Annotated in this window: 9 protein-coding genes; 8 read left to right on the top strand and 1 reads right to left on the bottom strand. The window is 48.2% G+C overall.

Annotated features, from left to right (window positions below; translation table 11 throughout):
• Nucleotides 1-50 precede the first annotated feature (50 nt).
• The 5 genes from CCZ37_RS14500 to CCZ37_RS14480 are packed head-to-tail and all read left to right on the top strand — an operon-like array spanning nt 51 to nt 17012.
• Nucleotides 51-11999 carry a hybrid non-ribosomal peptide synthetase/type I polyketide synthase gene (locus CCZ37_RS14500; RefSeq protein ID WP_094501131.1) on the top strand — a complete coding sequence of 3983 codons (11949 nt, stop codon included), beginning with the start codon at nt 51-53 and terminating at the stop codon, nt 11997-11999.
• Nucleotides 11986-13086 carry a Gfo/Idh/MocA family oxidoreductase gene (locus CCZ37_RS14495; protein ID WP_094501129.1) on the top strand — a complete coding sequence of 367 codons (1101 nt, stop codon included), beginning with the start codon at nt 11986-11988 and terminating at the stop codon, nt 13084-13086. The genes CCZ37_RS14500 and CCZ37_RS14495 overlap by 14 nt, the downstream gene beginning before the upstream one ends.
• Nucleotides 13083-13973: a thioesterase II family protein gene (locus CCZ37_RS14490; RefSeq protein WP_094501127.1), complete on the top strand. Its 891-nt coding sequence runs from the start codon at nt 13083-13085 to the stop codon at nt 13971-13973. Before CCZ37_RS14495 ends, CCZ37_RS14490 begins: the two co-directional genes overlap by 4 nt.
• On the top strand, nt 13966-15360 hold the full coding sequence (locus CCZ37_RS14485; protein ID WP_094501125.1) for a salicylate synthase: 1395 nt from the start codon (nt 13966-13968) through the stop codon (nt 15358-15360). The genes CCZ37_RS14490 and CCZ37_RS14485 overlap by 8 nt, the downstream gene beginning before the upstream one ends.
• The gene (locus CCZ37_RS14480) at nt 15357-17012 is read left to right on the top strand and encodes a (2,3-dihydroxybenzoyl)adenylate synthase (RefSeq protein WP_094501123.1); all 1656 of its coding nucleotides are present in this window, start codon (nt 15357-15359) and stop codon (nt 17010-17012) included. The genes CCZ37_RS14485 and CCZ37_RS14480 overlap by 4 nt, the downstream gene beginning before the upstream one ends.
• Before the next feature lie 85 nt (nt 17013-17097).
• Here CCZ37_RS14480 and CCZ37_RS14475 read toward each other — a convergent pair whose 3' ends face one another.
• Entirely contained in the window at nt 17098-18717 is a 1620-nt protein-coding gene (locus CCZ37_RS14475) for a BCCT family transporter (protein ID WP_094501121.1), read from the bottom strand.
• A gap of 331 nt (nt 18718-19048) precedes the next feature.
• Here CCZ37_RS14475 and betI point away from each other — a divergent pair, with 331 nt between their 5' ends.
• Genes betI through betA form a run of 3 tightly spaced genes read left to right on the top strand, consistent with a single transcriptional unit; the run spans nt 19049 to nt 22906 of the window.
• Nucleotides 19049-19663 carry a transcriptional regulator BetI gene (gene betI, locus CCZ37_RS14470; protein WP_010317046.1) on the top strand — a complete coding sequence of 205 codons (615 nt, stop codon included), beginning with the start codon at nt 19049-19051 and terminating at the stop codon, nt 19661-19663.
• 15 nt (nt 19664-19678) lie between these two features.
• Nucleotides 19679-21151, top strand: coding sequence for a betaine-aldehyde dehydrogenase (gene betB, locus CCZ37_RS14465; protein ID WP_094501120.1), 1473 nt, complete (start codon nt 19679-19681; stop codon nt 21149-21151).
• A 39-nt stretch (nt 21152-21190) separates the two neighbouring features.
• Nucleotides 21191-22906, top strand: a complete 1716-nt coding sequence (betA, locus tag CCZ37_RS14460; protein ID WP_094501118.1) for a choline dehydrogenase — start codon at nt 21191-21193, stop codon at nt 22904-22906.
• Nucleotides 22907-22976 lie beyond the last annotated feature (70 nt).

The raw sequence follows: 22976 nt of genomic DNA, 5'->3' as shown, positions 1-22976 counted from the left end.
CAACAGGGTGGCGAAACTGACCACCCTGCAACTGAATTACGAGGATAACCATGAACACTCTCGACCCTTGCTTTGGCAACAGTGACCCAATCGCCGTCATCGGACTGGCTTGCCGCTTTCCGAAAGCACCGAATGCGGAGCAATTTTGGCACAACTTAGTGAATGGTATTTCTGGGCAAAGCTATTTTTCGGAACAAGAGCTACAAACGGCTGGAATAACCACTTCGCTCTCCGCGCAAGAGAACTTCGTGCCAAGCGGTGCCATTATTGATAATCCAGACTACTTTGATGCAAGCTTGTTTGGTTATTCGCCCACTGAAGCTCTCTCTATTGATCCCCAACAGCGGCTATTTTTACAGATAGTTTGGCATGCGCTTGAAGATGCAGGGTATGCACCAAACGCCATTCAATCGAAAACTGGTGTCTTCGGCTCGATTCGTACCAGTACCTACCCCTCTTTTGCCGACTTTGATGTCACTCAAGTTGGCCAAGTCAAGGGGCTACAAGCCTTATTGGGTAACGATAAAGATTACCTTGCCACGCGAGTCGCCCATAAATTTAACTTAACGGGTCCTGCGTTTACTGTTCAAACGGCTTGTTCTAGCTCTTTGGTCGCCTGCCACCTCGCCTGCGAAAGTCTGCGTTCGGGGGAATGCGATATGGCGATTGCGGGTGGTGTCGCGGTGTCATTTCCTCAAAGCTCAGGCTACTTGTACCAACCCGGTATGATCTTTTCTCCAGATGGGTTGTGTCGCCCGTTTGATATTGATGCCAATGGTACTTTTGGTGGTCACGGGCTAGGCTGTGTGGTGCTCAAACGCTGGGAGGATGCGCGACGCGATGGTGATACTATTCTGGCGTTGTTACGTGGTAGTGCTATCAACAACGATGGTCAGGATAAAGTGGGGTTTACCGCTCCCTCGGTAAAAGGCCAAGCACAAGTGCTATCCGATGCCCTGCATTTGGCTGATGTATTACCCGATGAAGTGGAGATGATCGAGGCTCATGGTACAGGCACTAAACTCGGTGACCCTATCGAAGTGCGAGCCATCAAACAAGCTTATCAACGCAGCATTGAAGCAAAACCCTGCTTTTTGGGTTCAGTAAAAAGCGGACTCGGGCATCTGGACACAGCGGCAGGTATCGCCTCTTTAATCAAGACGGTGTTATCGGTATCGCGCCGCAAAATTCCGGCCTCACTCAACCTTTCTCAAGCTAACCCGGCTCTAGAGCTTACAGGTTCTGGTTTCCAGCTTACGACCGCGACCATTGATTGGCCGAGCGAAACTCGCACTGCAGCGGTCTCTTCCTTTGGTATCGGTGGTACCAACTGCCATATGATTGTGCAGTCGGCCCCTGAGCTGGCGGATCCTACGCCCCTCAATCCTCGATCCGAAAATGCAAAACTACTGATCTCCGCCAATAGTGAAACCTCGCTGCGCAAACTGGCCGGTGAATATGCCACACACTTAGAGCTGCCAACACACCACAGTGATATTGCTTACTCCGCCATGTTAAAGCGAGCATTAGATCTCCCCTATCGACTGGCGATTGATTGCAATTCTGTGGCAATTCAGGCCCTACGTGATTTCGCGCTAACAGGGCAAGCTGGCCGTGATTTACATGTTGGCCAGCCTTCAGCAACAGGCAAGGTACTGTGGTGCTTTACTGGCCAAGGCAGCCAATGGGCCAATATGGGGCAAGAGTTATATCACCGCAGCGCCGCATTTCGTGACAGCATCGAACTGAGCCAACAATATGCGCTCGGCAGCTTAGAAATACGGCTTACTGATGCGTTATTCGGTCACCGCACAGAATTACTCCAACGTACCGACTACGCACAATTAGCGATTGTCGCTTTTGAAATCGCGATGGCCGCTCACTGGCAAAGTAAAGGGTTTAGGCCAGATATGGTGATGGGCCATTCGGTAGGTGAATTTGCCGCTTGTGTGGTGTCAGGATACCTCACTCACCAACAAGCGATTGCGCTTGTTAGCGAACGAGGACGGCTGATGCACTTATGTGCGCAACGCCAAGCGGGCTCCATGTTGGCGATTTTCGCTAAGCCAAACACATTAGAGACGATACCGGCTTTGCGCGCACTCGATCTGGCCGCGCATAATGGCGCGCAGCATTGGGTATATTCCGGCCATCAACGGGATGTCGACAACGCGATACTGGAACTTGATAAGCATGCCATTCGTTATAAAAAGTTAGACGTATCCTGCGCCGCACATTCACGCCTATTGGATGAAATGCTAGCGTCGTTTCATGAGTTTGCGGCTCCCATAACCGCAAAGCAAGGTACCATACCTCTCATTTCTAGTGTCACAGGACAGGTCGCCGATGATGCGGCATCGTTCAACGCTGAGTATTGGACCCGTCATGTCCGTGATACTGTACAGTTCCAGCGTGCAATAGAGTCGGCCTTAGCCAAGCAGGCTAAGCTGTTGGTCGAAATGGGGCCAAGTGCGCACCTCACAGCCATGGGGCAACGTGAAACATGGTCAACAGATTGTGTATGGCTAGGCACTTCTCACCCTAGCATCCCCACACAGCGTTTAGAAACTGAACTCTTAGCCGCTCTTTTTATCGCGGGCTGCAATAATAAGTGGCCAGCGCTATTCGCGCTGCAAGGTCAACCTTGTCGATTGCCTCTTTATGTGTTCGATGAACAGAGATATTGGTATCAAACCCCCGATGTCAAAACAATCGAAACTGCACTGCCTAAGCAAACCTTGAGTGTACCGCCACCCACCACAATCGCGGCTCTCTATCCGATGCTGCGCTGTTGTGTGATCCGCGATTTGGTTCACTCTTGTACGGCTCAGCCTCGTTTTACTCTACGCGATCTGATCCGTGGGGGGCGTTTGCTACCAAAACATCGAAATCTGATCACAACACTTTTAAACTCTTTACTTGAACACGGCTACTTGCAACAAGCGCATAAGTGTTATCAATTCACTGCCGTGCCTTTGCCAGCAACAGACGTGGTTGCACAATGGCTGCGTGATGCTTTGGCCACCAATCAAGAGCCAGCGACAGTGCCATTGAGCGATATCCGAGCCTTGTGCGAGGCTCCGGTGCGTCTTAAACAAGTATTACGTTGTTATCACACTTCACCACTGCAACTTAAAAAACAAGTGGCAGAAATAAAACAGCGTTTGCTCAGTCCACTGACTCCTTCTATTCAGCCAAACCTAGCAATACCATTCAGCAATCAAACGCAGTTGCTCTATGTAGACTGGGTAATGACACCAACAGAAACAGACTGGCATCAACTCATCACCCTGCATATGCCGAGTTTCGTACAAGAAGAGCGTAGCGACTGGTTGATTGTTGCAGCGCCATCTCTTGACCCTAAAACAATAACGCAACTGATTGCACACAGAACAACTCAACTCTGGGGACAAGTCCAATACCAATTAAGAGGATGCTTAACTTCAGGAGAATGGGCTTGGATCGGTCAGATTCAAACCCCAAACTTTGATGATTCTCAACCACACGCGCTGTTACCAAGCCCCCATCAGCGCTATGAGTGGCAATGGCTGCCAGTCGCCGCGAGCCAAGCTAGGCTCAACGTCAGTGAGTCTGATCTCCAACAAGCACTACAGCGTCAAGGAGAGATTTACCGTGTCAATGAGACTGTCAGCCTGTTCGTATTGCCTGATGGTGAGCTTGTCGAGTGTGCTGAAAAAGTCATCCAATCACTAAGCGCTGATTTTACAACGCTGTATGTTTTGAGCTCACAAGCCATGGCGACAGATGCAACGCAAAGTGTTACTGCCGAGAAAGTGGCACTGATGTCTCTGCTGCGAGTTGCTCGCGCGGAACACAAACATCAAGGTATCTATCTACTTGATATTGAGCCGTCCTTTGAGAATGATCACCATCAAGCCCAGATTCTGAGTCAGTCTTTAAACTCTGCTCCTTTCCATCTAGCGACTGAGATAGCTTATCGCAACCACAGCTACTGGATACCTCAACTGGTGCACGCCAAAACCGTGCCCGACCTCATCCCTTCCTCTTGGTTTACGACTTCAGGTTGGCATCTTGTCACTGGAGGTATGGGGGGCATAGGCCGGCACATCATTAAATGGCTAGCACAATCCGGTGCCCGCCATATTGCGGTGATTGGGCGACGAGAACCCAGCGATTGGCCTGAGTTTTGCCAAACTATAGCCAGATTCGGCTGTCAGGTGATGACCTTGCTTTGCGATGTGAGCCAAGAAGGGGAGCTGCAACGAATGCTTAATGACTGGCCGCGGACTTTACCTATCATAGGTGCGTTTCATGCTGCGGGAACATCGCTAACAGGCCTTATCAATCAATGGGATCCTCAGCAATCTGCCCTACTTATTCAAACCAAATGCCACGCTTTTGTCGCACTACACCAGTGGCTTGAAGCACAAGAAGCCCAATATTTACTGGGTTTATCCTCCGCAGCTTCACTAGGTGCGGTTGGACAAGGTGCTTATGCGTTAGCCAATGCCTTCTTAGATGGCTATGCTCTCGCCCAACAGGGCAGCAGCCGTTGCCGCGTGATGAGTATTGGATGGGGAGCTTGGGATAGCATCGGAATGACCGCCGATTCAGCGCTTCTCGATACACTGGCCAAAGAAGGTATGCATACCTTAAACGTACAAGAAGGTTTGTGGCAGATCAGTCAGAGTCTGCTCAGTAGCGCTCCTTTCGTACTGGCAATGAATATCGAACCTCAGCATGCTAATTTCCAGCCTTATCTTGACCCATTGAACACGGCAATAGATACAGTAGATGCAGTAGATGCAGTGGATTGCTTGGCATCACCCGAGCCGCTAACGCATCCCACAGTGAGCGATGTAGGTCAATGGCTGACGGAACGACTTCGTTACCAATTGGGTATGAGTGACGATACACCAATCCGAGTCGATCAAGATTTACTGCAATTAGGCTTAGACTCTCTGCAATTTCTTGAGCTTAGTGCGGTTATTCAAAAACAGTTCGCAGTCAAGATCGATGCCGAACAAGCCTACCAAAACTTAACCATTTCAGGTTTGGTGGAAGCGATCGCCCGTGTCCCTGCTGCACCAGAATCAGATTCAATGCTCACACACTTTGTGAACGATCCTCACAACCGCTATACCCCCTTCCCACTCACGCCTATTCAACACGCGTATTGGATTGGTCGTGAACCCTGGGTTCAATATGGCGGTATTGCCTGTCACGTCGTCTTTGAGTGGGATAAGGATCTTACCGAGTTTAACCCACAACAATTTGCAGCCGCTTGGAATGCCTTAATCAAGCGTCACGACATGCTGCGCATGACAGTCAATCATGCAGGAGAACAAGTTGTTCACGCTGAGGTTGACTATTTTCCGATTGTAGAGAGAGACTTACGTTCACTCTCAGAAGAAGCACAACACGTTGAGCTTGAGCAAATACGCCAACAAATGCGTCATCAGGTACGGGCTGCGGATGTCTGGCCACTCTTTGATGTCCAACTCAGCCGTTTATCTGAGCACAAAGTGCGTTTGCACCTAAACCTCGACTTACTGCAGTTTGATGTACAAAGCTTCAAAATCATGATGGATGATTTAGCCACCGCCTATCAAGGCAAAGACTTGGAGCCTCTGCCGATCACTTTCCGTGACTACGTGATGCATGAACAAACCTTACGCCATACCGCCGAGTGGCAAAACTCATGGCACTACTGGCAACAAACGATCCCAACTCTGCCTAAAGCGCCTCAGTTGCCACTGAACCCGGATTATCAACACCATGCTCCGGAATTTATTACCTTAGAAGGCCGCCTTAGCGACTCTGAATGGCAAACGCTAAAATCGGTTTGGCAACAATGGGGGGTAACCCCTTCAGCTGGCCTGCTGACCCTATTTGCGCATACCTTGGCCAATTGGACTGCAAGCCCTGATTTTACGTTGAACATGACGTTCTTTAATCGTCAACCTTTTCATGAGGCCGTCCAAGATCTGATTGGTGACTTCACCTCAGTCCTTCTAATGGATTTCCAACACGACTCCAGCACCGATTTGAAACAGCGTATCTTGCAAACCCAAAGCAAACTTTGGCAACGCTTAGGCCATAGTCAAGTCAATGGGGTTGAGGTGATCCGCGAACTAGCCAAACACTGGAAATCCTCCGGTCAGCTCAGTGAGCAAGAAGCGGTACTGCCGTTAACTCCGGTGGTATTTACTAGCATGCTGGGAATGTCGATGGATGGCATGGATATCGAACAAGCCATGACCCATTTACTGGGGGATCCGGTTTATGTTCTGAGTCAAACCCCACAAGTCTGGCTTGATCATCAAATCATGGAAATTGAAGGTAATTTGGCGTTCAACTGGTATTGCATGGCCGGCGTACTGGCGCCAGATCTGTTGGAAAACTTATTCAACCAATATCTAAGCTTACTGCAGCAGTGTGCGGCAGACCCGCAGTTTTTCGAGCGATCATTGACTCAACCAGAGCCTCTGCACCCCCTTCTGCCGCCTGATCACGTCATCGCCGAATCCACCCTTGATTGGCACAACATATCTCTGCCCGAAATTTCACCACAGATTGTACAAGAGGTGACGCAAGCGTGGGCGCAGCTTGAGCATCGTGCACTGCGTGGGATCTGGACAACCTTACGCAATCACCAGTTATTTACCTCGCCGGAGCAAGCCTATCGCGCACCACAAATTATTCAACAACTTAAAGTAACCGATAAACATCATAAGCTTATCCAACTTTGGTTAGATCAGTTATGCCGAGAGGGCGTGCTGACGGAGAAGGATGGAGAGTATCGCTTCCAAGACGATTTCCCCAAAGCACCGGGGTTACCTTTGCCTCAACAAGCTTGGTGTCAGCGTTTGGATACCTATCTTGAGGATTGCCTCAAGCAACACCCGGCTTTGTTGAATGGTCGCCACTCTGCACTCGAGTTGCTATTTTCTGACCCGGCGATCACCGATAGCCTCTACCGTTGTAATCCATCACTGCAAATATTGAATTTAAGTGCCGCGCGTGCCATTTATGCCCTTGGCCAACAGCAGGCGCAAGGTTTGAATATACTTGAAGTCGGGGCTGGCACTGCAGCGACCACTCGAGAGGTATTAAGCCTCGCCTCTTCAACGATTCGCCACTATCAGTTTACCGATGTGTCTCGTCTGTTCCTTCATGAAGCACGCGAACTATTGTCTGAATACCCACAGGTAAGCTATGGGTTATTTGATATTAATCAGCCCATTGATGAAGCACTAAAAATGGATGGTGGATATCAGGTTATTTTGGCCGTCAATGTTCTGCACGATGCCATCGATCTCGCAAAATGTTTACAAGGTCTCCGCGCTCTTCTGGCCGATGATGGCTATTTGATTTTGATTGAGGCGACCGATCAACACAGCCCAATGCAGTTGGCGACGGTTGGGTTTATTGAAGGAATCAACGCATTCAACGATTTTCGCCAATCCACTGGAAGTGGCATGCTGACACAACCTGCTTGGCTTGCCCTGCTGGCGGAACAAGGTTTAGAGCCACAGTTGAGCTATCCCAACAGTGAGGTATCGGCATTACGTCAGCATCTGATAGTAACCCAAAAACGTCCACAACATAGTCCGCAGACCTTAGGTCAGTCTGAGTCCTATCAGCAACAAATAGAACAAATAGAACAAATAGAACAAATAGAACAAATAGAACAAATAAAAAGTATATGGCAAACGTTTTTACATGGTGAGATTAACCACGACACCGATTTTTTCCTTGCCGGTGGTGATAGTTTAATGGCAACAAAGATGATCGTGGCACTACAACATGCGGGAATCAAACAAGCGAGCTTACAATCCTTGTTTGAGCATCCGAAATTCCAAGACTTCTGTTGCCAATTTGAGAGTGCCCCGTCTACTGCAACGACAACCGTTGAAACGGACATTATTGAGCCAAACACCACTCTTGAATCCCAAGATAATACAACACAACAGAAAAATGGCGTTTGCGTTCGACATTACCCACTCACGCCGCTACAAAATGCCTACTGGCTTGGTGAAAATGCCCTGTTTTCCTTGGGAAATGGGGTTGCCCATTTCTATGCAGAGCTTGAAATTAAGCATCTTGATCGTCTGAGACTCACCCAAGCATGGAATCGCCTGGTGCAATTACACGACCAGTTACGCGGTGAAATCGATGCAGGTCAATATCATATTCATCGCCAAGTACCAGAGTATCAACCACAGTTTCTCGACTTAAGCTCATGGGATGAACCACAAAAAACACGCTGGATTGATGAGGCAAGGACGCAGATCGCCGCCCACGGTGTAGCGACAGATCAATGGCCTCTGTTTGATATCAGCATCCTGCAGGTAGACGGCGAAACCTCTTTGGTACATTTGGTACTCGATTTGGTCGTGGCTGATGGCAAAAGCCTCAATACTCTATTTCAACAATGGTTTGCACTGTATGACGATCTGAGTATCGAATTGGCAGTGCCAACGATGAGTATCGACAACTATCTCCTTGAGCTTGAACAGCTCAAACAGTCTGAGCCTTACCAACAAGCTCAAGCTTACTGGCTTGACCGAGTACCGACACTACCAGAAGCTCCAGCACTGCCGTTAGCGGATAAACGCTCAGAGCATTTAGCACAAAGTGTACTTACTTACCACCTCAGTGCCGAACAGTGGAGTCAGATCCAAGCCGTCTCATTTGCCCATAATTTATTGCCGTCAATGAGTATGCTGTCCACATTTTGCCTTGTGATCAGTCATTGGAGTGCCCAGAAGCATTTTGCGATCAATATACTGCACAGTAACCGTCCAGCTATGCTGCCTCAATCCGTCGACGTCATTGGTAACCTTTCAACCACATCCATGCTTGAAGTAAGAACCCAACCCGGTTCATTACTCGCGTTTGTTGAGCAAATTCAACAGCAGATGGCCGATGATATGGCACATTCCTTATTTGATGGTCAATCAGTGTTAACTGAAAAAAACCGCCATAATCATAATCTCAATGCGGGTATGCCAGTGGTGTTTAACGACACCTTATCGGTTGGGCAACATAGACCATTACCTTATTGCAAGCTCAATGCCTTTGGTGCACAAACCCCCCATGTTTACCTTGACAGTATGTTGATTCCGTCACCATGCGGCGGCGTTATCATCAAATGGACGATTCAAGAAAACTACTTAAAAAGCGGTGTCTTTGAAGCCATGTTTGCCGCTTATACCCACACGTTAGAAACGCTTACAAACCGAGACTGGCAACAACCTCTCGCCCTAGCACTCCCCTCTGCACAGCAGCAGAAGCGTGATCAAGTCAATGCGACACAAGGTGAAGTCAAACTGGTTTTAGACAACCAAACTACGGCTTGTGTGGCGACATTGTGCGATTTAGTAAGGCTCGGTGTGGAACAGCACCCACAGCGAATTGCGATTGAGCAAGGCGAACTAGAACTGACTTATCAAACACTTTGGTTTTCCGCTCAGCACTTAGCTGCGCAGCTTATCGAACAGCAAGATGATGCACCATTAGTGGCGGTTGTGATGAACAAAGGATGGCAACAGGTAGTCGCTGTTCTCGCCATTCTGTTGGCAGGGAAAGCTTATATGCCCATTGATGGCGCTTATCCTGAACCTCGTATCCAAGCTCTGCTTAAACAAGGAGCAGTCTCAACCATTATCAGCGATAGCTCTGAGCCTTGCCGCACCGATGACTATCGAGTTCTATTCCCTGCGTTAATGACAGAAGCCCAAGCGCATTTTATCCCAGTGGCAAACCAACCGACCGATCTGGCTTACGTCATTTTCACCTCTGGCTCCACAGACCAACCTAAAGGGGTAATGATGGAGCATGGTGCCGTAGTCAATACCCTGCTCGATATTAACCAGCGTATTGCACTCGATCATCGTGACCGAGTATTGGCGATTTCCTCTCTCAATTTTGATCTCTCTGTGTTTGATATTTTCTCCACCCTAAGCTGTGGGGCAAGATTGGTAATACCACAGACATCGCCAAGTCAAGATCCTGAAGCACTGGTGCATTTAGCTCAGCAGTCAGCGATTACGGTGTGGAATAGTGTGCCCGCCTTCGCACAGTTATTGGTAGATTTACTAGAAAATCGATCAAATCCGCTGCCCCATTTACGTCAAATCATGATGAGTGGCGACTGGATACCCGTCAACTTACCAGACCGACTGAATACCCTTACGCCTCAGGCTAAATTGCTCAGCTTAGGTGGTGCTACCGAGGCCGCCATTTGGTCTATCTGCTATCCGATTGAGAAAAGCTATGCCACACATACCAGTATTCCCTATGGAAAACCGCTCACTCATCAACAATTTTATGTGCTCGATGAACAACTCAATCCTTGTGCAGATTGGGTTACGGGAGAGCTTTACATTGGTGGACGTGGTCTCGCTCGCGGCTATTGGCATGATCAAGAAAAGACCGACTTCGCTTTTATCAAACATCCAACTCTTGGCCAACGCTTGTATAAAACGGGGGATTTAGGCCGCTATTTACCGGATGGTAACATTGAGTTTCTGGGCAGAAACGATCACCAAGTCAAAATTAACGGTTATCGTATTGAGCTTGGTGAAGTGGAAAATGCTCTACGTCAATGTGCACTCAACGCGAGCGGAATAGACATCCTAGATGCCATCGTTCAGCCAGACAGAACGGCACAAAATGGTGCACGTTTAGTGGCTTATATTCAGTACGCCCCCCACAGTCGACGTGATAATCAGGCTTTACTGGATCATGCTCGCCGACTGTTGCCCCAGTACTTATGTCCAAGCCAGATCATAACCTTAGAGCACCTTCCATTGACGGCTAACGGTAAGGTGGATCGTTCTGCACTACCGCGCCCAGATGCCCATATTGCCGCAGAACAATTACGCATGCCGCACTCACAGCAGGAACAACTTCTGGCTCAGATCTGGTCTGAATGCCTTAATTTTGCACCGATTCCGGCCAATCAAAGCTTTTTCGACCTAGGCGGAAATTCATTGATCGCCGTGCGCTTACTTAACCAAATCAATCACCGTTTAAACCTTGCTCTCAGCGCAGGGCAGTTACAAACCCATGATACGGTTGAGCGCCTCGCCACCTTGCTGACAGAGCAAACTCAACTGCTCCATCATGCACCGGTAAAACTCTCATCAAATGGCAGTAACCGAAACCGTACACTCTTTATTGTGCATCCGATTGGCGGACACTTATTGAGCTATCAAGCATTAGCTAAAGAGCTCAACCAGATCACTTTGTATGGACTTGCCTACCCAGATCGGCACGATAAATCTGCGCCAAAAACCGACATTGTGGCTTTAGCCGCACACTATCTATCTATGATTCGCCACGTACAGCCAACTGGCCCTTACCAGCTGGCAGGTTGGTCATTTGGGGGAGTAGTGGCTTTTGAAATGGCTCGACAACTCATGGAACAGGGCGAAGAGGTCAGCCACTGCATCTTGATTGATAGTTATAAACCAAGCCAAAACCCAAATCAGCGATTAACCGAGGCGTCGATCCGCCAATACTTCTACGCAGATTGTATTGGCCGATTCCCGGCGCTGAAAGAGCATGTGATTTCGAACTTCGAATCAGAGACGCAATTTTGCGCAGAGCTTGCCAAGGCATTTTTAGAGACGGGATCAGGCTTATTAGACAGTGCAAGTTTTGCTGAGTTGCTAGCAATCTATCAGCAAAACTTGCGTGCCATGCTCGACTATCAGCCACCTTATTTGGAGACGCTCCCCGTCACACTTTATAGCGCACAAAACCATTCACAGCTTGATTTTATGCGCTACCAACATCCTGAGATGGCAAAACGCCGCTGCCATGGTTGGAGTGATTGCTGTCATCCCATCATTCATCGCATGCAGGGAGATCACTACACCCTACTACAACAACCTCATGTGAAAACACTGGCGCACGAGATCTCTACTTTGCTCGGTCACCCTTCACATTCATTAAATTCGTTCCACCAACAAAACGTAAAAGAGCTAGAAAATGAAGAGTCGTAAGAAAGTCATTATCGTTGGGGCTAAATTTGGTGAACTGTACCTAAATGCCTTTATCGAATCTCATCCAGATCTAGAACTGGCAGGGATTCTGTCCCAAGGTAGCCTGCGTTCAAAGAATCTGGCCACTGCCTTTGGTGTACCACTGTATGAAAAGGTGTCACAGTTGCCTCAGGATATTGCTATTGCCTGCGTGGTGGTTCGCGCCTCCGTTATCGGTGGGGGCGGTAACGTATTGGTCGAAGAGCTGCTCAAACGTCATATTCATGTTTTGCAAGAGCATCCCGTGTCGGCGAAAGAATTACAACGGCATCATGCGCTTGCAGAGCAATGTGGAGTCCAATACCGAGTCAACAGTTTCTATAGTTCGTCTCAAGCAGGGCAAACCATGATTTCAAGCGCACAGCAAGTCTCATTGCAAATGCGCCAGCCCGCCAGCTACGGCAATATTACGACAAGTCGACAGTTGCTTTACTCAACATTGGATTTACTGCTGTTGGCATTAGGCCGCGATGGCAAAATTCAACCTATAAAATTAGGCAAACAACACCGTTTTGATCTGATTAGTCTTCAATCTCCTCACGGTGATTATCTGTTGCAGTTACAAAACTATCTGGACCCACAAGATCCAGATATGCATAGCCTCGCCATGCATCGTCTTATGTTAGGGTGGGAAGCTGGCTATCTTTCGATGGTCGATAGCTATGGCCCGATACATTGGACACCAGCGCTTCATGCCGAAAAGCACCAGAATAACCAGCAAAGCCTGTATCAGATAGTCAGCCTCGCTGAAGGAGACTATCTCAATCAACCGACTACGCAGACACTTTACGACCAACCTTGTCTCGTTAAAGATCTGTTTGAAGAATTCGGACCTGAAGGGGTATGCAACACTTTAGAGCAGTTTTGCCGTTTAATTGATGGGCAAGACGCCGCGCCATTATTGCTGATCTGTCACCAACTCAAGGTTGCTCAACTGTGGGAAGACATTCTCACATTATGTGGACAACCCCAAGAAAGGACCATGACTCCACCACCACCAATTTCATTTCGATTCAATCGCGCAATGACCAAAGAGGTGGAGATATGAATCAGGTGTTCAAAACACTTTATCAGAGTGGTGCCCAACCTCGTGAAATATTGATTATTTGTCCTTTTGCTGGAGGCAGTTTAAGTGCATTTAAAACATGGATGTCACTTGACTGCAATGCACTAGCAAAAGAAACACTGGTACTGCTGGCCACTTACCCTGGCAGAGATCATCGAATGCGAGAACGCCCCCTCACGAGTATTGAAGCAATAGCAGAGGATGTTGCTGAAGGATTGAGGACTTGGATAGCGGATCAAACCTTCACTAAAGAGACTCGAATAATACTCTGTGGACATAGCATGGGGGCACAAGTGGCCTATGAAGTATGTCATCGATTTGAGAGCAGTTTTGGAGCCCTATCACCGATCAAATATCTGATCCTTTCTGCCTGCCATGCCCCGCATTTAAGCAGTCGAAGACGATTGAGCCAACTCAATGATGATGACTTTATTGACCAACTGATCGCGATTGGCAGCGGCAGTCCGATACTCAAGCAGCATCCTGAACTACTCCCGCTGTTTCTACCCATGTTGAGAGCGGATTTTTTAGCCACAGAGTGCTACTACCAACAAGTTAACTACCACCAACAAGTTAACTACCACCAACAAGTTACAGCATCGAAATGCCTACAGCACACCCCATGCACACTCGTGTTTGGCGAACATGACCCTGAAGCTTGGGAGTCCGAAGTCGCTGCATGGCAACCATGGTTGATGCCAATCGGTGAGAAACCAACACTGATAGCTATATCAGGCGATCACTTTTACATCACGGCGACCCCTGAGCACTTTCTTAACAAGGTTACCGTGCATATACCCACAAGAGTGGAGCATCGCCCTACACCACCAATGAACCACCCCCACTTTTCTGGAGAACAACATGGCTAACATTCACACAGCACAATTGAACTCTTCGGTATTAGAACATCAATGTCATCCACTCCAACTCGTTGCCGAACTGACCTCGGCCTCTTTCTGTCATGAATATCTGGTCTATGAGCATGAGAATGAATGGGCGATCGGCATCAATAAACGACTGCAATTAACCGTCAACCATAGAAGCGAAGTTTGTGACTTTGAAGGAAAAGTCGCACAGGTAAACCCTCATCATCTGTGTCAATATATTCATCGCGCAACCCAAACTCTGAGTGGAGAGGACTGGCGACTCTTCGGCCGCGCTGATTTTGAATTCAGTCGCTTTGCTCACGATTTACCGCAGCAAGAGTGTCAACATCCACTGCTGGAACTGTTTGTAGCCGAAACCGAATTACGCGTTACGACCACTCACGTTATCGTTCGTACCTTTGAAAGCTCACTACTTACGCAAATTCAAGCCATCATTACCCGGGTATCATGCTTACCTGCGCCATTGCCTCTGCAAGGTAAACCCTGCTCTCAACAGGATATTGTTGATGGCCTTGAAGTGAAACATCACTATCAGCAGGCGGTCGATTTAGCGGTCAATGAAATCAAGACCAACCAATACAAGAAAGTGATTTTGTCTCGGCCAGCAATACTGCCCTTCAATCTCGACATAACCAAAAGCTTTATTAACGGTAGAATGAACAACACACCTGCTCGCTCTTTCATGCTCAAGCTCAATAACGTGCAAGCATTTGGTTTTTCACCAGAAACTGTCTTAGAAGTCGATGAGCGAGGGACCTTGAGCACCCAACCGTTGGCCGGAACACGCTTATTGCCGCAAGATAAAACCGACGCAGCAAGGCTAAAGAACGAACTGCTTAACGATCCTAAAGAAATTGCCGAACATGCCGCTTCCGTCAAGCTGGCTATCGAAGAGCTCGAACAGGTTTGTGATCCCTCAAGCGTCCATGTATCCGAATTTATGACCGTATCAGAAAGAGGTAGCGTGCAACATTTAGCATCACGAGTAAAAGGTCAGCTCGCCACAGACAAATCCGCATGGGATGCCTTCCGAGTCCTCTTTCCTTCCATCACAGCCTCTGGCATTCCTAAACGTGAGGCGATTGCCGCGATTGCTCGTTTTGAGAAACAACCCAGAAAACTGTACAGCGGTAGCGTATTCATTACAGACCGCAATGGATTTTTCGATGCGGCTTTGGTGTTAAGGGCTGGATACAAAACAGGTTCTGTTTCTATGCTTCAAGCCGGAGCTGGCATCATCAGTTTGTCTAATCCTCAGCGAGAATGGGAAGAAACCTGCGAAAAAATGGCCTGCGTACTCGACCATTTAGTACTTGAACCAGCCTACACGCTAAATCAATCGTCTCTAGTCAGTGAGGAAGTTGCATGAAGAACCACATGATAACGTCAGATTTACTGCAAGGTTTTAGCACCTACCGAGCGGATCAAGCAGCACTGTATCAGCAAGCAGGACTTTGGGAATATGCACCGCTTTGGTCCCTATTAAGTCAAGGTGCTGAGCAATACGGTGATCGGATCGCAGTGATTGATGACGAAGGTCAACTTACCTATCGAGAGCTCTTAGACGCGGCGGATGGGATCGCGCATCGTTTAATGACCGATGGAATGCAAGTGGGTGAGCGCGTAGTGATCCAACTCTCTAACACTTATCGCTTTCCCATCGTTCTGTTTGCCACTCTACGAGCAGGTTTAGTACCTATTTTGGCGCTGCCTGCTCATGGGCTTTCTGAAATCAAACACTTGGCTCAGCTCGGCGATGCCAAAGCGTATATTAGTGAAAAAATTCAAGGTGCGGCGTTGGCAAATAACTTAATAGCCAACTGCCAAGGCTTACAGCAGGTTTATCTGTTTGGTGAGCACGGTAACCACCATTCTCTTAATAATATTCAGCTTCACTCACCACTGGTACCTCCTGCCATTAATCCAGACCACCCTGCTCTATTTCTGGTATCTGGTGGCACGACAGGACTGCCCAAGCTTATCCCTCGCACCCACAACGATTACCTGTTCAATATTCGTTGTTGCTGTCAGGCAAGTGAGATAAATGAGCGGGATGTTTATCTTGCCGTACTGCCAGCTGCACACAATTTCACACTCGGCTGCCCGGGCTTTTTAGGGGTGCTCGCCAAAGGTGGAAAGGTCGTGTTTACCCAACACGCGGGGCCAGACCACTGTTTTGGGTTGATTGAACAGCACCAAATCAGCGCCACCGCTTTGGTGCCATCCTTAGCTCAATTATGGACAGAAGCCACACAATGGGAAGAGAGCGATCTTTCAAGCCTACGCTTAATGCAAGTTGGAGGCTCGAAACTCGCCTACAGCGATGCTTTAGACCTCCAAAAAGCTTTCCCTAATGCCCTACAACAAGTATTTGGTATGGCGGAAGGCCTTATCTGTTGCACTCGCTTGGGCGATCATCCTGAAATTATTGCGTCTCGACAAGGTCGTCCAGTCTGCGCACTCGATGAAATTCGAGTGGTCGACCCTCAAGGCCATTCTGTTGGCGAGGGGGAAGAAGGCGAATTGCTGACCCGAGGCCCCTACACCTTGCGTGGTTACTACCGAGCGAATGAACACAATCAGAGAGCTTTCACTCTGGACGGTTTTTATTGCAGTGGTGATAAAGTGCGCATGGATAGCGACCAATATCTCACCGTGACCGGGCGGATTAAAGATGTGGTCAACCGAGCTGGGGAATGCATTGCTACGGATGAAATTGAAGAGCATTTATTAGCTCACCCTCAAGTAGCGCAGGTCGCCGTGGTTGCAGTACCCGACCCTTATTTAGGCGAGCGGATCGGTGTCGCACTCATCTCCAAAGACTCAACATTGACATTACAAGCACTCCGTCAGTTTTTAAAAGAGCGTAATCTCGCCTCATTTAAGCTTCCAGATGAACTGCACATACTCAGCCATCTACCCAAAACCGCCGTCGGAAAAATAGATAAAAAAGCGATTTTAGGCCCCAGTGGGAAACCGTGGATGCTGGATATTCAGACTGGCTATAGCGTTGCTACTTGAAGCCCAAGTCATTGGGGGGAAGAGCCATTTCCCATTCAAAAATCCGAAACCGAGACCACGGTTTCGGATTTTGATTCACATACGATCAAATAGCATTTTGCTGTGGCTTAACTTGGGCCTCTTCATAAGTCAGATGACTCTCAATCCAGGCCGGAGAGCACTTTGGTTCACGCTCTTCTGCCTTCATCGTTTTATAAAGACCAATCATATATAGGATAAGAATCACAGAGAATGGGAGCCCGGCGAGTACTACCACTGTCTGCATTGCAGCAAAATTGCCTGCAAAGAGTAAACCGATCGTCACAACGGTGATCGCGGACGACCAAAAGATACGCAGCCAATGGGGGGCATCTTGATCCAAATCTCCCCCACGACGAGAAAGGTTAGCAAGCATCACTGTGCCTGAATCTGCCGGCGTCAAGAAAAGTACGAATCCGACAAAAACCGACATCCCAATAACGATTTTCGCCCATGGATAAAATTCTAATAGCAGATAAATCGACATAGAGGGCTGCTCGATGGCTGCTTGAGCAAGCGCTGTTGCATTGTGATTGAGTACCAAATCCATTGCACTATTACCAAATACAGAGAGCCACATCAGCGTAAAGGCAAGTGGTATAAATAACACACCAAATATAAGCTCACGCACGGTTCGCCCACGTGAAATCCGCGCAATGAACATACCAACAAAAGGTGCCCACGATATCCACCATCCCCAGTAAAAAAACGTCCATAAGCCAAGCCATTCAATATTTTGACCCGGCACCGCATCCGTGTAGGCGTAGAGATCGAATGTCTTCAAAATTAAGCCATTCGCATAATCGCCAAGGTTTTGTACAAAACGGTTAAGAAGTTCAAGAGTCGGCCCACAAAATAACACGAACAAAAGTAACGAACTGAATAACAGGATGTTTAGGTTTGAAAGACGTCGGATCCCCTTCTCGACTCCTGAAATAGCGGCCAACGTAGCCACTAAACTCATGACCAACAAGACGATAAGGAGCGTGCTTTGTGAATGAGGTATGCCCAAAAGATACTCTACTCCAGAGGTGACTTGTAACGCACCGATCCCTAAATTGGTCACAAGGCCGACCAAAGTAACGAAAATGCCAAAGCAATCAACCGCATGGCCTGCCATTCCTTTGACTCGTTTTTCACCTAAAATCGGCAGTAATGCCGAGCGCAGCGCTAAAGGCTGTTGATGACGATAAGCAAAATACCCAACGGACAACCCAACCAAAGCATAAATCGCCCAGCCGTGGATCCCCCAGTGTAGGAAAATTAACTGTATAGCTTGCCGTGCGGCTTGCGCGGAACCTGCCACGCCTTCTGGTGGATGATACAGATGGTTAATCGGTTCAGACGCTGCGAAATAGAGTAATGAAATACCAATCCCGGATGAAAAAAGCATTCCCGCCCAAGCCGCATAACTAAAATCCGGTTTTTCATGATCAGCACCGAGTTTTAATTGGCCAAATCTAGAGAAAGCGATCCAACACACAAAAAAAAGATAGGCACCGATGGCAAGCATGTAGTACCAGCCGAAGCTCTGTGATAGCCAAGTCTGGACTTGGCCAAGCCATATGCCCGCCGCGTCAGGAAAACTGACGAGTGTTGCTGTCAGCAACAAAATAAGAGAAGTGGAACCATAAAAGACGATGGGGTTTATCCTCGCCTCCGCTGGCTTAGTCAATGGTGTACTCATGCAAACGTTGCCCCTATGGCAATAAATTTATATTAATCCGACACGTAACCATGTAGCCGCATCGTGACGCCTATTGTGGTGGAGCTTTGTCACAACCTTGGGGATCGTTCGACAAGGCTCCCTATTTTGATCTGATCAATACATGTCTTTTCGACGAGTCGTAGCCTAGCCTCAACCTCCAAAGGTTAATTGATAGTTATATTTGTTATTAATCGGTTATAAAATATTACCAAAAAGTTAATTGAACATTCAATTAAAAAAAAATAGACTGGTTTACGGTCACTTAATTCACCATCCATTCGAAGGATGGGCTTTGGGAAAGGAGGAAGAAATGCCAAAAGTAGGGATGCAACCCATTCGTCGAGCACAATTGATCCAAGCGACATTGTTAGCCGTTGATCAGGTGGGTATTAATGACGCGAGTATCGCGCTTATCGCGCGATTAGCAGGTGTTTCTAGTGGCATCATTAGCCATTATTTCCAAGGTAAAAATGGTCTATTGGACGCCACGATGCGCCACTTAATGTCAGCGCTAAGAACTGCGGTGAAAGAGCGGCAACAATCAATGAATGACGATTCGGCACAAGCTCAAATACGAGCCATTATTGAGGGTAACTTTGATGCCACTCAGGTTAACGAAGCTGCGATGAAAACTTGGCTAGCTTTCTGGGCAAGCAGCATGCATCAACCCTCATTACGTCGGTTACAAACGATTAATGATCGCCGTCTCTATTCAAATCTGTACTATCAATTTCGCAGAGTCTTACCTGTTAGCGCCGCCAAAACCTCAGCACGTGGGCTCGCGGCACTGATCGATGGTTTATGGCTTCGCGGTGCATTAACGGGGACCCAATTTGATACCGAACAAGCTCTGCTGATTGCCTACAGCTATGTGCAACAACAGTTGGCGAATCCCTCCCTTAGCACACCCAATTCCCCCCAGTAAAAGAGGATTTACACCATGGCTTTATTCCCTGAACAGCTACTTTACATTGGTGGTCGCTATGTACAGGCGAGCAGCGCAAACACATTTGACACCATAAATCCGGCCAATGGAGAAGTATTAGCCAGGGTACAACACGCGTCGAAAGAGGATGTCGATCGCGCCGTACAGAGCTCGGTGGAAGGTCAGCGAATTTGGGCGGCGATGAGCCCAATGGAGCGTTCGCGTATCTTACGTCGTGCCGTTGACCTGCTTCGTGAACGAAATGATCAACTGGCTGAACTAGAAACGCTAGATACGGGTAAGGCTCTTTCTGAAACACTTACCGTCGATATCGTCACCGGTGCCGATGTCTTGGAATATTACGCTGGCCTTATCCCCGCCATCGAAGGTGAGCAAATCCCATTACGTGACAGCAGTTTTGTCTATACCCGTAGAGAGCCATTAGGTGTCGTGGCGGGTATCGGCGCATGGAATTATCCTATCCAAATTGCTTTGTGGAAATCAGCACCTGCACTAGCCGCCGGCAATGCAATGATTTTCAAACCCAGCGAAGTCACCCCACTGAGTGTTTTTAAATTAGCTGAGATTTACACTGAAGCTGGTCTGCCTGATGGCGTGTTTAACGTGTTAACCGGTTATGGTCATGAGGTTGGCCATTGGCTTACGGAACATCCCACTATAGAGAAAATATCATTCACTGGTGGTACGACAACAGGGAAGAAAGTAATGGCTACGGCTTGCGGCTCTTCGCTGAAGGAAGTCACCATGGAGCTAGGAGGTAAATCGCCGCTGATCATCTGCGACGATGCAGACCTTGATCGTGCTGCTGACATCGCCATGATGGCGAATTTCTTCAGCTCAGGTCAAGTCTGTACCAACGGCACGCGTGTTTTTATTCCTCGGTACTTACAAGCTCAATTTGAGGCGAAAATTGTCGAACGGGTAGCGCGTATTCGCCTAGGCCACCCGCAACACATGCAAACCAACTTCGGCCCACTGGTTAGCTTCGCTCACCTTGAACGCGTGCTCGGATACATTGAATCGGGCAAAGCTCAGCATGCTCGGCTGTTAGTCGGCGGCTACCGAGTCACCGAGGGTGAGTTCAGCCAAGGTGCCTACGTTGCTCCTACAGTGTTTACCGATTGCCATGACGAGATGAAGATCGTGCAAGAAGAAATCTTCGGTCCCGTCATGAGCATTTTGGCTTATGAGAATGAGCAAGAAGTGATCCAACGAGCCAACAAAACGCTCTATGGTTTAGCCGCAGGAGTGGTAACCCATGACTTGGCTCGCGCTCATCGGATTATTCATCAACTTGAAGCGGGTATTTGCTGGATCAACACTTGGGGTGAATCTCCAGCTCAAATGCCTGTAGGCGGCTATAAGCAATCCGGAATCGGCCGAGAAAATGGTCTGAGTACGCTTACGCACTACACCAAGCTTAAGTCGATACAAGTAGAGCTTGGCGATTATAGTTCTATTTTTTAACCCAGATTCGGCCTCTCACTCATGAATAAGGAGTCCTACATGTCTCAAGAATACGATTACATTATCATTGGTGCTGGCTCTGCTGGTAACGTGTTAGCTACACGCCTAACCGAGGAGAGTGACGTTAGTGTGCTACTACTGGAAGCTGGTGGACCAGACTACCGCCTTGATTTTCGCACCCAAATGCCAGCGGCATTAGCGTACCCATTACAGGGAAGACGCTACAACTGGGCCTATTTAACCGATCCAGAACCACATATGAATTATCGAAGAATGGAGTGTGGTCGAGGTAAAGGGCTTGGTGGTTCATCGCTTATCAATGGTATGTGTTACATACGTGGTAATGCGATGGATTTTGATGGCTGGGCTAAACTCAAAGGCTTAGCCGATTGGAGCTACCTTGACTGCCTGCCCTACTTTCGAAAGGCAGAATGTCGTGATATTGGAGCCAATGATTATCATGGCCATGAGGGGCCTGTTCATGTCACTACCCCAAAAGCCAATAATAATCCTCTTTTTCAAGCGATGGTAATGGCTGGAACCGAAGCAGGATTCCCTCTCACCGATGACCTGAACGGCTATCAACAAGAAGGCTTTGGTCCTATGGACCGTTCGGTTACACCGCAAGGTCGTCGCTCTAGTACAGCGAGAGGCTATCTCGACCAAGCTAAGCATCGCCCTAACTTAACAATTGTGACTCATGCTTTAGCTGACAAAATCTTATTCGATGGCAAACAAGCTATAGGCATCCGCTATCTAGTAGAAAATAACCCGAACTGCCTTGAGGCACGAGCTAAACGTGAAGTATTAGTTTGTTCTGGCGCTATTGCTTCACCCCAATTGTTACAACGCTCGGGTGTGGGTCCAGCCGCTTTACTCAAAAATCTGGATATTCCTCTCGTGCATGATTTACCCGGTGTCGGGCAGAATCTTCAAGATCATTTAGAGATGTACCTGCAATATTCTTGTACACAACCCGTCTCCCTTTATCCTTCACTGCAATGGTGGAATCAACCTCAAATTGGGGCTGAATGGTTATTGAAAGGTACCGGTATTGGCGCCAGTAACCACTTTGAAGCTGGCGGCTTTATTCGTACTAGGGATTCATTTGCATGGCCCAACATTCAGTTCCATTTTTTACCGGTGGCCATTAATTACAACGGTAGTAACGCCGTTAAAGAGCACGGTTTCCAAGCGCATGTCGGCTCAATGCGATCCCCAAGTCGCGGCCGGATCGAACTGCTATCTCGAGATCCTCGTCAACATCCAAGTATTTTGTTTAATTACATGTCCACAGAACAAGATTGGCAAGAATTTCGTGATGCGATTCGTATTACTCGTGAAATCATCAACCAGCCCGCGCTCGATAAATACCGAGGCCGAGAATTGAGTCCGGGGATCAATTACCAGAGTGATGCAGAACTGGATGCATTCATTCGCCAACACGCTGAAACAGCCTTTCATCCTTCTTGCTCTTGTAAAATGGGCGAGGATGATATGGCGGTCGTCGATGGAGAAGGCAGAGTCCATGGAGTTCAAAAACTTCGCGTGGTAGATGCTTCGATTATGCCGATTATTATCACCGGGAACCTCAATGCTACCACCATCATGATAGCCGAAAAGATTGCCGATAAAATTCGTGGCCGCGCCCCATTACCACGCAGTACTGCAGCCTACTACCAAGCTAGCGGAGCCCCCACCAGAACAGCTCCAATCCGAGCCGTAGTTGGCGAACCGTCGATCATTGGCGCGTAGCTTTTGGCTACCATCCGTTTTCGAATGCAGTAAAGCCGCTAATTGTTGATATAACCAAACAACTTGAAAT

Origin of the sequence: Vibrio qinghaiensis (genome assembly GCF_002257545.1) — a bacterium.
Classification (GTDB): domain Bacteria; phylum Pseudomonadota; class Gammaproteobacteria; order Enterobacterales; family Vibrionaceae; genus Vibrio; species Vibrio ordalii.
Note: the sequence above shows the minus strand (reverse complement) of the source record. Positions and strands in the feature narration are given on the sequence as shown.